Here is a 14453-nt window from a genome sequence, read left to right as displayed (position 1 = left end):
CGACCGTCCGGGGAGCGGCCCGGCTTCATGACGCGTCTTTCGCGTCGAGAGCGTACTGGCGGCGTTCAGATCATTCGGTCTGTTCGAACCCCTTGTTCAGGCGTCCTTCCTCGTACGCCCGCAACGCGTCCTCCTCGGAGTAGAACGTGGGAAGGACGACGACTTGGCCGTCTTCCCGCAGGACCAGCAGCGGACCGGCCCCGAGCAGGGCGTCCTCCCAGTCGCGGGTGCGCAGGAACGCGGCCGTGGTGAAGACGAACAGCCATCCGTACGGTTTCTCGATGGCCGCCTCGTCATTGAGGACGATCTCTTCCCGGTCGTACTGGGTCATGAGGTCGCGGGAGAACTCGAGGGCGATGCGTTCGGCTTCACTTCTGTCGATCACTGCGATTCTCTTCTCAGGCCGTCGGGTAGAACCTGTAGGACACGAACCCGCGATCATTTCGATTGACGGCGCTCATCCACGCGGGTTGGCCGTCTATGTAGAACAGGCCGTCATCCGTGTTGGCGAGGTTCCAGGCATGCCCCGCGCCGCTGGCGCGATGGCCCACCAGTATCCCACGGGAGCCCGGGTTCTGCCGGACGAGGTTCTCCGCCTCTTCCAGTGAGGAAGTCATGTGCAACGGGAGCCGCAGGGCGCGACCGATGTAAATTCCGTATTGGGTGCCGGCATGCTCACCCCTCAGCCCGGCGACGGCGGGTCGGCCGCTGAGGATGTCGTCGACCGCGAGCGCCACCTCAGCGCAGTTGATCGTGCCCCTCAGGGGGTTGATGTGCGGCAGCAGGCGTTCGATCTCAGAGGCACGGAGTGCGCGTCCGCCGGCCTGCTCAAGGATCCTTCTGATTATCAGATATGCCCCTCGCATCCGGGCTTCTTCCGTCTCTGTCAAGGGCTCGGGCAAATAGAGCCTGCCCGTGTTGCGAGGGCGGATCTCGGCGAGTGGAAGACGTTCGGGTCCGGCCCAGCCGCCGGGCGTGCTCAGAGTCAAGGGTTCGTTCATCTGCGGGATCTCGGAGCGGAGCCAGGCCCGGAGCTGTGCCGCCACGAGGCCCGAGGTGTCGGCGGGGAGGAATATCTTGAGCCGTGCCAGTGACCTGAGGGCGTCCGGGCTGGACGGGCCGTCCTCCGTCGTGCTCTCCGCCGGGCCGTCCGCGGCCAGTACCACCCGATCGGTGAACCGGGCGAGCTCCTGCGCGAAGTCCGTCGTGCCGTCATGGGGACCAGCGAGCAGAATCGTCGCGCCCGGCGGCAGATCCGCGAAGATCAGCAGCATCGCCGCGACCGCCTCGGCCCGCAGCCGCTGGCCGCCGACCATCATGCCCTGCTCCACGTAACGCCCCTCGACCACGAAGACGCCCTGGGTGGCCGGCGTCGTGGAAGGCGCGGCGTCATGGGCCCGACCGCTGCGGACGCGTACGCCCGCGGGGGTCCGGTCGACCGTGTCCTGGAAGAGGGCCGCCAGATCCCTTGCCAGCTCACTGGAGAGCCTGATCGCCGGCGTGACCATGGTGTCCGACCGGGGCCGGGCGGACGTCTGAGTGAGGAAGTAGTGCGGCGTCCCGTCGGGCGTCCGCAGCACGGCCGTCACGACGAACGGGGCGTCAGTTCTGAGGGTGGCATGATGCGGCTTGCCCGACAGATCCCCGACCGGCACATAGCCGGTCGACAGGACGGTGACCCGTACGCCGGTGGGATGTTCGGCCAGAAGATCGATGTCGCCGCCGTCGTCGACGCCGTCGATGAAGCGCCTCATGAAGAACCCGTCGCCGGGCGCGGCATTCGAAGGGATCAGCTTGCCGGGCACCCAGGCGAACACGTGCCCGGCGGCGGTGGGCCGTCCCGCCAGTTCGGCTTCGGCCTGCGCGATCAGATCGAACAGCCCACGCTCGTACGCCTGGGCCAGGTGGTCGTTCCGCAGGAGCTCGGCGAGCAGGGAATCCGATCCCAGCGGGGGCTGCCATGCGGGCACCCGGTACTCCGGCGTGGTCAGGTCCTCGGAGAACGCCAGCGGGATCAGCCCGGCCTCGTCGGAGCCGATGAGGCCGTTCAGCGTGTTCAGGAGCCACTCGTGCCGGGCGTCGAGGTCGAGCACTGCGAAGACGGCGCGTAATTCTTCCAGCTTGGCGGTCAGGTCGGCGACGACATGGGCCGACAACACCGGTGCGCCCGCGTGGAACCGCCCGTCGACGGTCTTGCCGAATCGGGCGAGGAGCGGGTTGGCGTCGAGCAGTCGTCGCAGGGTCGTCTGGTCCGGCGACCGGCCATGACGAAGGAGGGCGTACAGTGCCCGGGTGGCCAGGCGGCCCTCCGCCTCGGCGGGAGACTCGGTGATGATCTCTTCGTAGACGATGGTGCGGGTGGCCCGATGGGAGCCCGGCACGCCGGCGCGGGCCTCGATGAGCTCCTCCAGCGTGGCCTCGAACTCGTCGGCCTGCTCACGGGTCGGGAACTCGTGGCGCAGCGCCCGCCGGCCGTCGCCGAAGGTCACCTCGGTCGTGCGTCCGTACGGTCCGGGGGCCTCGACCGAGCGGGCGATGCCCGTGGTCAGGCTCACCCGCAACGTGTCGTTGCCGAACGTACGCCAGACCACTCCGTCGCCGTCGACGTGCACGGCTGGACCGGCGATGCCCAGGACCCGCCTGACCAGCGCCTGGACGAGGACCTGCGCGGTCAGGTGGGCGGGGACCTCAAGCCCCTGGGACCCGTCGGCGAACGTGACGACGTCGCCCAGGGAGGCTGAAGACCGCTTCCACACGATGCCCTGCCGGAGATTGTCACGCAGGCGCAGGACAGGATCGATGGTCCGGCTGCCGGCCGCGGGCTTCGTGCCCGTACGTGTCGAGGGTGAGCCTTGGTCGGCGGCGGCGCTGAGCTGCTCGACCATGCCGAGACGCAGGTACTGCCCCGGCGCGGCGGCCAGCACGCTCTCCCGGCCGGCCGCGTTGCCGACGAGTGGGCCCCCGGCGAGTGACCAGTGACGTTCCATGATCTGGTCGAACTGGGTCTGCAGGCCCGACTGTGCGAAGTCCTCACGTGCGGCCACCAGCATGGCCTCCAGCGCCATGAGGTCCGAGGGGGACAGCGGGTTGCCCGCCCACTCGCGCCGGCCGGAGGCGTCCTTGCGCAGGAACAGGTCGAGCAGCGGGCGGCGGCTCGCAAGCACGTGGAGGGCCGGGCTGGTGACGAGCGGGGTGATGTCGGCCAGGGCGACGAGGTATCCGGCCAGCACCGCCTCACGGGTGCCGAGGAAGTCGGAGGAGGAGGTAGCTGAGGAGGAGGTGGCTGAGGAGGTGGGGGTCCAGTCGATCAAGATGTGCCGGTCACCGGCCGCTCTCGGGGGGCCGACCAGGCCCAGGCGGTGGGCCAGCTCGGTCATCAGCAGGGTCAGGTTCCGGCCCTGAGGGGTGAGCTCCTCCATGAGCAGGGCGGAGGAGCCATCGGCCATCGTCACTTTGGAGACGTTCGCGGCGATGTGCTCCGGCGCGCCCCGGACCCCCAGAGCCGCCAGCTCCGGATCATCAGGGATGCCCTGGGCCTCCGGTTCCGGGGCGGTTCGGATGTCCGAGGCTTCCTGGGTGTCGGTTTCTTCTGTCCAGTTGATCAGGGCGTCGATGGGGTGCGAGGGGCCGGTGCGCGCGGCGAGGTCGGCCTCCACCGCGGCGATCTCGACGGCCAGCCGGTCCGCGGCCGCGGTGTCGCCCGCCGCCAGGGCCTCGCGCTGCTTGCGTTCCAGGAAGCGCAGCTCGTTGCGGCGGGCGGTGACGCACTCGTCGCGCGTGGCCTCTCCCGGCGCGTGCGAGTGCGTGTGGTCGCCCTCCATACGGAACTGGAGCACGTCGGTGATCTCGTGCAGGACGAGCCGGGCCACCTGGTCGGGGGCGACGCGGGGAGCCAGGGTCACCACGTGCGGATCGCCCTGCTTGCCGGTGCTCGTCGCCGTGGTCTCGCCGAGGTAGCCGCCCTGGATCGGCGCCACCCGGAACTGGAAGTGCAACCGTCCTAGCAGGTCGGACTCCAGGGTGAGCGTGTCGCCGTCGTTCCAGAGCACCCGCCAGGTGCCGGCGACGCCGCCGAAGTCCTCCAGCAGCAGCTCGTTGTTGAACGTTTCCCGTGCCTCGTCGACGGTGAGGTCGTCCTCTTCGGCGGCCCGGCCGTCCGCGACGAATCCGGAGTCGGGGAGGGGGGAGGCGTGGGTGTGACGGGGCGCGCCGCCCGGCCCGTTCTCCGCGTCGTCGGGCTTGTTCTTGGCCGGCCAGGCAGCCGGATCCGCGGCCGGCAGGATGCCGCGCCTGCTCAGCTCGTTCCTCAGGTGCTCGGCGAGGCTGGGGGCCTGATCCGCCTCCGCCTGCCGCTCGGGGCGTCCGGCGGGGTCGACGGAGGCGGCGGGGTTCGTGTCCGTCCTCGGCGTGGTGCGCTCGTGCAGGGCCAGCAGGTCCATGCCGTGCTGCTCGGCCACCGCGATCAGGGAGGACGGCAGTCCGGCGAAGCGCCGCCCGAATCCTCCGTCGTCCTCCTGCGCCGTCAGGCGGCCGTCGGGGGTGGCGACGTAGGTCAGGGGCGGCCCGTACGGAGGCCGGAGCGTGACCAGGACGTTCTCGTTCCGATCGCGGGCGTCCACTTGCGCCTGCCTGAGCTCCCCGTACGAACGAACGGGCCGCCCGGTCCCCGGGCCGACCGGCCCCGGCAGGGCGGCGGCAGCGGGGGCGACCGGCCCGGGAGCCTCGTGGCCGGCAACCGGCGGCGGGTTCTCGGCCTGTTCGGCCAGCTCCCGCATGACCTCGTCGAAGACGATCACATCTGCGTGGCCCGTGGCGACGCGGACGGCCCCCTGAGGCGGCCTCTGCCCGGATTTCTGGGCCGGCGAGACCTCGACGCGTACGGTGTAGTCGACCCGGAACCTGACCGAACTGCTGTCGGCCTTCTCGAAGACGCTGGTCTCCCTGCGGTGGCCGCCGCCGACCGACGCGCCGTCGACGCCCTGGCTGCGGTAGCTCCCGCCCATGCCGAACTTGAGGCCGAACGGGAGCCACCTCCCTATGTCCTTGCTCCCGCCGGAGAACCCGGCCGGCAACCACCGGGTACGGTCCGCGCTCGCGGACGTACCCCACTGCCTGCGGTCGACCTGCCCGATCTCGAAGTCCTTGTGACCCTGGGCGATGGTCACGGGTTCGGACAAGACCGCTCCGACGTGCACGCGCGCCACCCTGCGGTGCGCCAGCGGCACTTCGAGCACCATGAGCCCGTCCTCGGCCGTCATGAGCTCGAAGTTGACGTTCCGGTTGCTGCCCGTCAGGATCCGGGCGAGCGCACGGGACTCCCGGAGGGAGAGGTCGCGGCCCACCGTCGCCTTCAGGTGCTGTTCGACGGCCTTGGCGAGGTCCTTCACCCGCGTGCTCTCGACCATGAAGTTCTCGGGCACGGGGAAGGGCCGTGGATCGGCCACGGCGGGCTGCGGAGCGGTGCCCGCGCGCGCGACCATGCCGGGCGGGACGAGCCGGTCGATGGTTCCCGAGACGTGCCGGGAAACCTCTGCCACCAGCGACGCGTCCTCCACAGGCGACGTGGACCTCACCCGCCGTACGTCGACCACGAGCCTGATGCCCTGGCGCACCTCCGCCCTGGTCCCCTCGAACGAGGCCGCCCGCTGCACCCGGGTCTCTTGCAGGTTGCTCGCGGCCGAGGCGCCGCGTCCGTGGTCGGTGCCCGTGGAACCCGACTCCATGTCGTCTTCCGTGTCCTTGCCGCCGAAGGTGCCGGTCAGCGCCGAGGACTCGGAGACGTTCTCCTCGTGCATGGTGTAGAGCTGGAGGATCTGCCCCACGTCGGAGACCTCGCCCCGATACTGGACGTCATCGCCGAGCACGGCCCGTACGGTGACCTCAAGGGTGTCCGTGAGCCCGTCGCCCCTGACGGTGTACTCGGCGGGCGGGGAGTCCGGATCGAGCAGAGTGTCGATCTTGCCCAGCCAGCTGTTGCCGGAGAAGTCGGCCGACAGCGCGCGCCACAGTTGGGTGTCCCGGGCGAGCGCGCCCGGAGCCACCGCCTCGACCGCCTTCTTGATCTCTTCCAGCAGCTCGACCTCGGCGCCCGGCTGGTCCTCCGGATGGAGGCTGACCCCCTTGACGGTGCTCATGCCGATGGAGTCCTGGTACGGCGGCGCGAGCACGGCGGCCACCTCGCCGTTCTCCAGCCGCCGGGCGGCCGCCTCCAGTTGCGCCTTGACGTGGTGGTGGAACTCCGGCCGGCTCAGCATGCGGTCGATGGTCTCGGCGTCCGTCTCGCCGGGCCGGCCCGGCGGAACGCCCGGCGGCATCATCTCGGCCAGCGTCTCGGAGGAGAACAGTTCGAGGAGCGCGGCGAGGGCCCTGCCGGTGTCGTGCCCCCGGCTGAGGGGGACGCCGGGCAGGGTGGTCAGGCCCGGGACACCCGACGGATGGGCGGTCCTCGCGCTTTCCAGGTCCTGGAGGTACCGGGTGATGAACCTGACCGCGACCCGGCGGCCGAGCTTCAGGTCGCCGTTCATCACCCGTTCGGCCGCGTCGGCGAGCTGGTGCAGCGGCAGCTCCACCTCTTCGTTGGCGTACAGGTCGAGCGCGTCACGTTCGGCGACCAGGTAGACGGCGGTGCCGTCGTTCCGCGTGACCTTCTTCGCGCCGACGCCGGAACCCACGGTCACTTCCGCGGCGACGTCCATCACGAAGGCGTAGTGCCTGCCCGTGTCGATGGTCAGTCGCTCGGGGCCGGAGATGAGCTTCCGCTCGTTCGAGGTCGTACGCCCCCATGAGGTGGTGCCGCTCCCCTCCTCCGCCCGCTCACCGGGCGCCGGCACTCCCATGGAGCCCCCGACGTCCCGCGGTCTGGAGATCCGGGTGGTGCTGCTCTGGGAACTGAGGGTGAGGTTGATGTCGCCGACCAGGATGTCGGTGGCGGACAGGAAGCGCGACTGGCCCTGCGTCAGGCGGAGGCGGACCGGCTGGTGCCGTGCCGTCCCCTTCGCCGTCTGGCGGTCCACCCCTGTCCGGTGACCGGTGGTGAACACCTCGGGGTGGCTGACCAGGCTGCGTACGTTGAAGAACGCCGCGAGGTGCTGGAACGCGGGCGAGCCGCGGTCGAGCGAACCGTCGAGCAGGTCCGCGACGGTCGTCGCGATGTCGCCGACGTCGAGGTGGGCGACGGTCGCCCGCCGGAGCACCGACGTCGAGGTGCGGTGCCGCGGCCCCGGCGGACGCGGGTGCCCGTCGGACGACAACGCGAGCGGGAGCAGGTCGGAGGGGAGCACGATCCGCGCGTCCCCGGCCCGTCCCTCCGCCACGGTCCAGGGCTTCGCCCCGGTCAGCCGCTCGACCTGGACGACGTGCGGGATGCGGAAGACCGCGCTCTGCCCGGTGCCCTCCAGAAGTTTCACCTGGTTGACGGTGCTGCCCGTCGTGAGCTCCACCTGGCGGTTCCGGCCGAGGCCGGCGGAGAGGTTGGATCCCCCGAGATCGAGGCCGGGGTCGTCCTTCAGGGAGAGGCCGCTTCCCAATCCCGCTCCCCACGACCCGGTCAGGTTCCGGGACGAGGTGTAGGTGTCGGAGCCGATGTCCAGGTTCACCACCGGCTCGGCGCCGGTCACCCCCTCGTAGACGGCGTTGTCGAAGTCCTGTCTCAGGCTGATCCGCAGGGTGTAGTGCTCGGCCGGGCCGAGGGGGCTGGGGTGGACCAGGTTGACGATCAGGCCCGCCTGGGCTGCCTGGTCGTAGCCGGTCTCCAGGCGTTCGGCGGAGAACTGCTCGGCGACCAGTTGCTCGTTGGCCATCTGGCTCGCCCTGACCGAGGCGTCGAGGGAGTAGTGGGGGACGCCGTTCTTGAGCTTCGGCAACACGCCTTCGCGGCGCAGATACTTCTCGACCTGTTCCCGGACCGAGTCCATGCCGGTGATCCGCTGAACCAGCGCCGGGCCCGCGCCGCGCGTCTGGTTCTCGCCCGTCCCGTACCAGGTGGGCAGTGCGCCGATTCTGCCGGGCGGATCGACCTTGGCGGGATCGCCTCTGAGCACGACGTTGCCGTCCGCGTCGCGCCCGATCTCCGCTGCCGGGTCGACCGGCAGGCCGTAGCGGTAGGCGTCCGGTTCGGGGATGCGGAACAGTCCGGTGTTCGGGTCGGAGACGAGGGTGATCGGGTCCTGACCGTCCATCTGGATCGTCACCGTGTGCACCATGTTCAGCAGGTAGCCCTGGGTCTCACCCGCCCATCGATGCACACTCGGATGGATGGCCACGCCGGTCACGCCGGTGGACGCGGATGCCGCTCTGTCCACATCGCCGCGGAGGGCGGCTTCCCATGCAGGGTGGTGCTGACCGGTCTGGTCGGCCGTCTGCGAGGTCCACCCCACGGCACCCCCGAGGGCCGTGTCGTGGCTGTCGGAATGGCTCTGGCCCGCGTGGGAGGATCCGACGCGCAGCCGTTCCTGGTGGTGCTTGGTGCTGGGGCCGCCGACACGTGTGTCCCCGGGGAGCACGGTCGTGCGCATCGTCATCACGCCATGGATCCGGCCGTTCACGATGATGGTCCGGCGCAGCCCCGCCGGATCGTTGACGGCCGTGCCGAGGTTGCCGGGCAGGTCCTCGGTGATCGCCGTGACGACCTGGTCGCGGGCGACGGGGCTGCGCATGACCTTCGGCAGCCGCCCGGTCACCCGCTCGGCCAGATCGAGCAGGCCGGTCATGCTGACGACGACGTGCTCGGGGAAGGGGGAGCGCCGCCGGTCGGCCTCGGGAAGCTGGAGGGGCTGGTCACTGGGATCGAGGAGATAGGCGTGCGAGAGCCACAGGCTCTGACGCGTGGTCTCCCCGGCGGGCGGCGAGGCGGTCACCGGGGTGCCGGACGCGGTGCGCAGTTCCACGCTCCAGCTCGCCCTGGCGGTGAACATGGTGGCCGTGCCGCGATTGTCCTCGACGTTGCCGCCCAGCCAGTTGTCCTGAGCCGAGGTGGAGACGGAGTGAGTGCCACCCCGCCTCCACTTGAGCTTCAGGACACCGTGGTCGGCGATGCGGTGGAGGGTCTCCCAGGGCGTACTCCGCATCCAATGCCGGCCCAGGTCCATTATGTCCCGGTCGAAGGTCAACCCCCTGGAGCGGCGGCCGGTGGCGGATGCCCTGCCGCCACCCTGCGGCAGTTGTCCGAGCATGGTCTCGGAGTGGGAGGCGGCCGGCTTCACCACCTCCATGAGGTCGTCAAGCGTCAACCGGATCCGCAGTTCCGCGCCTGCGGTCCCGTTCAGGCGCAGCAGCAGGCCGTCCGGCGCGACCGCGGTCTGGAAGGCCTGGCGGATCGCCCGCCTCAGCTCCTCCTGGGAGAAGCGTGCGGACAGGCCCTGGTCCGTGAGCAGCTTGTTGACCAGCTCGGTCAGCGGGGCCAGGTTGGCGATCGGGCCGGCGGTGTAGGCGGCCAGCAGGGCGTGCGGCGGCGGCAGTGCCTCCCGGTGTGCCGAGTCGTAGGCGTCCGATCGGCTCCGCATCTCCTGGAGGGCGACTTCGACCTGGAGCGTTCTGGGCTTGTCCGGCCTGTTCACCCTGTTCAGGGCGGTCAGTGTCGCGTCGGTGGCATCGAGTGCCTGGTTCGCGGCGATCGCGGCGGCCGCGTACCGCTCGGCTGCCCGCGCGTGGTACCTGGCGGCGGACTCCGCCTGCTCGGCGGCCAGCACCTGCCGACGCGCGCGCTCGGGAGCGCCGTCGTCCTCGTTCAGGCCGTGCAGGAAAGCGTGATTCCAGGCCTCCCGAGCCTTGTCCCAGGACTCTTCGGCATGGTGCCGGTGACGGCTGCTGAGTTCGAGGTTGTGCGCCCAGGCGGCCTCCAGCCTCCTCTCCTCCGCCTCGACCTCCGCCCTCAGCTCCGACAGCGCGGTGGGCGGGGGCTCGGGCACCGAGAGGGCGGGCGGTGTCGCGGGCGGCAGCGCGGCTACCGCATCCTGGTACGCCTCCATGGCCGTGGCGGCCGCTCGCGCGGCGGCGTTCAGCGCGGCGTGGTCGACCGGCTCTCCCGAGGCCACGCCCTTCAGCATGTCGGCGAGCACCTCGTGGGCGTCGCGGGCGGCGATCGCCAGGCCTTCGGCCGCCTCGTGCAGCGCGCCGAGCCGGGCGAGCTCCGCCGCGATGGCTCGCCACCTCCGTGCGCCCTCCAGGTCCCGCGCGGCCAGCGCCTCCGCGGCGAGCACGTACGGCGCGCTCGCCGCCTCGTTGTAGGCGCGCACCGCCGCGCGCTGCGCCCTGACGACCCCGTCGAACCCCTCGATGGTGGTACGCAGCGCCGTGGCGGCGGCCCGCCGGTCCGACACGCGCTGGAGGAGGTCGCCGAGCGTGGCGTCGATGGCCTGGGCGTCGCGCGTGTTCGTCAGCAGGTCCAGCGTCGTGAGCTTACGGTAGTACCCCTCGTGGGTGGCGCCCAGGCGGAGCAGCTGCGAGGCGAGCTCGTGCGGCGGGGCGATCAGGATGCGCCGCGCCTGAACCGTCTCGTCGAGGAGCAACTGGTACGTCTCGGCGGCCCGTACGGCCGAGTCGGCCGCGCTCTGGCGTTCCGCCGCCGTGCCCGGTGAACGTCGCGCCGGGCTGGTGAGCTCGTCGGCGGCCGCCCGCAGCGCGGCGATGTGGGCGCCGAGCACGTCCGGTTCGGCGGCCTGGGGCAGCGTGGGAACGAAGACGGCCGGGTCGGCCTGCTCCTCGTACCGCAGGCGGAGCTGGTGGGCCGCGTGCAGCGCCCTGGCGAACTCGGTGCCCTTCCTACCGGGAGCGCCCGCGGTGTGCACGAGCGACTGGGCGCTCTCGTACGCGGCCCTCGCCTGGGACGCCGCCGTCAGCAGCGAGGAGGTGCCCATGTCGGTGACCGTCATCGCCAGGAGCCGGAGGTCGGACTCCACGCGCAGGAGCCGGTCGATCTGCTGCGCCAGCACCTGGTCGAGATCCTGTTCGAGCTGGGCGACGGCCTGGTCGTGGCGGGTCAGCAGGTCGATCAGGTCGTTCGTCGACTGACGGGCCGGCGCCGGTCGCGCCTCACCCCCTTCCAGCTCGCCGTGGGCCTCCAGAATCCTGCGTACGGCGTCCCGCTCCGCCTCCATGACGGACCGTTCGATGCCGCTCGTCTCGCCGATCCGGCGGGTCAGGAACACCAGCTCGCGACGGCGGGCGGTGAGGCACTCGTCGCGCTCGTTCGGCTGGGTGATCAGGCGGCGCATCAGGCCCTGGCGCGGCTGGTTCCTGGCGTGCAACGTGTCGGCGATCTCGTGCAGGATCAGCCTGGCCACCTGGTCGGGGGCCACGCCAGGTGCCAGCCGCACCTTGTTCTCGCCGTTCGCGTACAGCACGGTCCGGCCCAGCCGGCTGCGGGTGACGCGGCCCACCGTGAAGGTGAACCGCTGGTCGGGGAGACCGGTGACCTCGACCACGAGCGTGTCGGCGGCGGTCCAGCGCATGCCGGTGACCTCGGGTCCGAGGTCGGAGGCGAGGACCTCGACCTCGAACGCCGCCCTGGCCTCCGCCACCGTGAGCGCCGGCACGCCCCTTTCGCGGCCGTTCGCGACGAACCTGGTGCGCTTGACGGGACGCCCGCTCACGAGGGCATGGGCGTCCCTGGTACGGCGGACGGCGCCGATCAGCCTGGTGACCAGGGCGGGGCCGGGGGTGGCGGCCTGCTGGGCGGGTGCGGGGACGGGGGTGGGGTCAGCCTGGGTCTGCGGGGTGGGGCCGGGGGCGGCCGCCGTCTCGGCCGTGGTGAGGGTGCCGGTGTCCTGCGGGGCCGGAGCGGGTTCGGCGGTACGGGGCTCCCCGACGCTCTGCGGGCCCTCGGTCCGCGCGGTCTCCGGGGTGCCGGTGCTGTCCTGGGTGGTGTTCTCGGCCGGGGTGGTGTTCTCGGCCGGGGCGCCGGACGTGTCGGGGGTGCCGCTGGTCCGGTCGGGAGCGGGCGTCGTGTCCGGGGTGGTGGTCGTGTCCGGAGCGGGGGCCGTGTCCGGGGTGGTGGTCGTGTCCGGGGTGGTGGCCGGCGTCTGGGAGGCGGCGGTGTCCGAGCCGGGGGAGGTGTGCGGCGTTTCGGCGGGCGCCTGGTCCGTCGTGGGCGCGGCCTGCTGATCGGCGGCGGGGGAGGCGTCCTGCGCGGCCGGCTGGGACGCCGGTCGCGCGTCTGGGCGCGGGTCCTGCGATCGGTCCTGCTGGTCCTGCGGCTGGGCCTGCGGTTGGGATTGAACTTGAGGGGTGGGGGCGTCCTGGCGGGGTTTGGTGTCGCCGGGGTGCTGGGGGCGGGGGGCCTGCGGCGTGTCCGGGGCGGCGTCCGGCGTCTGGACGGCTCGGGCCGCCTTCGGTGCGGGCTGCTGGGGCGCCGCCGGTTCGGTGACCGTGCTCGTACGGTCCCGCCTGCCCCCGCCGGAGAGGTCGCCCTGCGGCAACACCGGGCTCCCGCCGGCGTCGGGCGAACCGGTCTGAGGGCCGGGGACGGAGGAGAGGTCCCCGAGGCCGGGAGCCGTCGTGATGGTGGACGCGTTCCGCTGGGCCGCCATCGCCTCGTTGAACACGCCGCTCAGCGAGGTCACCGGGGTGACGGCCGCGTGCCAGACCTCCAGGTTGGTCGGGCTGAGGGTGTTCGTACGTCCCGCGCCGCCGAGGAAGCCGCCGTAGAAGCCCTCCGCGCCCGGCAGCGCGAACTGGTCGTAGACGGCGTAGTTGGCGACGATGCTGCCGGCGGGCGAGGCGACCATGTTGTTCAGGCCGGTGTTCAGCGCGCGTCCGGGGAAGCGCAGGAACGCGTTGCCGACGCCGCGGTTGTCGCCCGCGATCCGGTTCAGCCGCGAGATGCCGGGCAGGTCGTTGGCGAAGCGCGACATCGGGTCGCCGAGCTTGGTGCCCGCGATCGCGCCGGCGCCCGCGCCGATCGCCGCCGCCTTGACCTTCTTCCAGTCCAGCGAGTCGCGGGTGCCCATCCTGATCTGCTGGTACTGGGTGGTGAGGTCGATGACGAGCTCTTCGGAGATCTCCTCGAACAGCTCGGCCGCCAGCGCCGCGTTGAAGAAGCGGCCCGCGCCGGCTCCGGCGAGCTTGGAGATCTGGCCGCTCGCCGCGACCGGGCCCGACCTGGCCGCCACCAGCGCCAGCCGTTCCATGATCAGGGCGATCCTGGACCCGCCCGCCGCGCCCACGCTGCGCAGCATGAGGCTGGCCAGCGGGAAGAAGCCGGCGGCGATCAGGGCGATGAACGCGGCGATCACCGCGATCCAGAAGGCGACGTTGATCGACAGCTTGGTGTACTGGGTCTCGCGGGCGAAGTTGTCGACCATCTTCGCGTAGGAGAAGGACTCCTGGGCCTTGGCGACCACGCCGGCCTTGTCGTCGTAGAGCTTGGCGAGCCGCTTGAAGATGGCCGGCTTGGCGGGCGACTGGAGGCTGCCGTTCAGGGTCTGGACCGTGGCGGAGGTCGGGTCCAGGGTGCTGATGAGCAGGTTCATCAGCTTGACGTACTCGACGCGTAACTCCCAGAGCTTGCTCTCGCTGCCCTCCGGCCAGCTCTGGCCCGCCGTCAGCAGGGGGACCAGGTGGTGGACCACCCAGCCGGGCAGCGCCTCCGTCTGCCAGACGGGCTCCACGTCCTTGGTGGCGATCCCGCCGTCGAACGCGCCGGTGCCGCCCGCCGGCTTCCGGGCCTCGTCGGTCGCGGTGGTGACGTCGCCCTTGCCCGCCATCATGCTTTTCGGTAGGCGTTCGACAGGCCCACGTCGATCGCCTGCTCGGTGGTGAGGGTGTTGGAGACCGTCGCGCGCAGCAGCGGCCCGGAGCCGGAGATCTCCTTGATCAGGTCATCGGTGTCGCGCAGGAATCTCTCGGGGCCCCCGCCCGCCAGGTACTGCTTGCTGAAGGACAGGCCGTCCGGCCCGTCGCCCTGGGGGTGGGCGGCGTTCAACGCCCGGATCCGCGCCGCGATGGTCGGCCAGGCGGTGCTCAGGTCGGTCGCCATGGCGTCCCACTGGTTCAGGCTGTTGCTGATCGGTTCGCGGATGTGCACGTCCGCCCGGTCGTCGGCGCTCATCGGCGGCGTCTCTCTCCCGGCAGCGGGCCGGAGAACTGATCGAGCACGGCCTCCAGGTCGCCCTCCAGATGGGCCCGCAACTGCTCGGGCGGCACCACGGGCTCGAAGAGCTCGACCAGCTCCTCCAGGGCCTTGGCGGTGGCCCGCCGGATGGTGTCGGTGATCGTGTCGGCCAGCCCCCTGGCGTTGGGCCGGCGGTACAACCGGGGGTCGAGATCGAGCCTGATCAGCTCGCCGCGGACGCTCACCGTGGCCGAGACGAGCCCGTCGCCGGACTTCTCGGTGACCCGGATGGCCTGGGCCTTGGCGTTGAGATCGCTCGCCTCGCGTTGCATGCGCATGAAGGTTTCGCGTAACTCGTCGGCGTAGGCCTGGAGGCCCACCACGTCCGCGTCTTCCATCAGGCCCA

The 14453-nt window shown here is 71.4% G+C and carries 4 protein-coding genes; all 4 read right to left on the bottom strand.

Annotated features, from left to right (window positions below):
• Positions 1–70: 70 nt before the first annotated feature.
• The 4 genes from ACIA8R_RS31035 to ACIA8R_RS31020 are packed head-to-tail and all read right to left on the bottom strand — an operon-like array spanning position 71 to position 14445.
• Positions 71–385, bottom strand: coding sequence for a YrhB domain-containing protein (locus tag ACIA8R_RS31035; RefSeq protein WP_397041624.1), 315 nt, complete (start codon positions 383–385; stop codon positions 71–73).
• A 13-nt stretch (positions 386–398) separates the two neighbouring features.
• Positions 399–13703 (bottom strand): toxin glutamine deamidase domain-containing protein, encoded by a 13305-nt coding sequence (locus ACIA8R_RS31030; protein WP_397041623.1) that lies wholly within the window; start codon positions 13701–13703, stop codon positions 399–401.
• Complete coding sequence (locus ACIA8R_RS31025; RefSeq protein WP_397041622.1) at positions 13700–14044, bottom strand: hypothetical protein; 345 nt, start codon at positions 14042–14044, stop codon at positions 13700–13702. Before ACIA8R_RS31025 ends, ACIA8R_RS31030 begins: the two co-directional genes overlap by 4 nt.
• Positions 14041–14445, bottom strand: coding sequence for a YbaB/EbfC family nucleoid-associated protein (locus tag ACIA8R_RS31020; RefSeq protein ID WP_397041621.1), 405 nt, complete (start codon positions 14443–14445; stop codon positions 14041–14043). The genes ACIA8R_RS31025 and ACIA8R_RS31020 overlap by 4 nt, the downstream gene beginning before the upstream one ends.
• Positions 14446–14453 lie beyond the last annotated feature (8 nt).

This window comes from Nonomuraea sp. NPDC051191 (assembly GCF_044455665.1).
Classification (GTDB): domain Bacteria; phylum Actinomycetota; class Actinomycetes; order Streptosporangiales; family Streptosporangiaceae; genus Nonomuraea.
This window is presented reverse-complemented; position numbering and strand designations above follow the sequence as displayed.

What these genes read in the sequence shown, in the direction of transcription:
- ACIA8R_RS31030 (WP_397041623.1), bottom strand. Translation starts at nt 13,703, where the DNA reads ATGATGGCGGGCAAGGGCGACGTCACCACCGCGACCGACGAGGCCCGG.
- ACIA8R_RS31025 (WP_397041622.1), bottom strand. Translation starts at nt 14,044, where the DNA reads ATGAGCGCCGACGACCGGGCGGACGTGCACATCCGCGAACCGATCAGC.
- ACIA8R_RS31020 (WP_397041621.1), bottom strand. Translation starts at nt 14,445, where the DNA reads ATGGAAGACGCGGACGTGGTGGGCCTCCAGGCCTACGCCGACGAGTTA.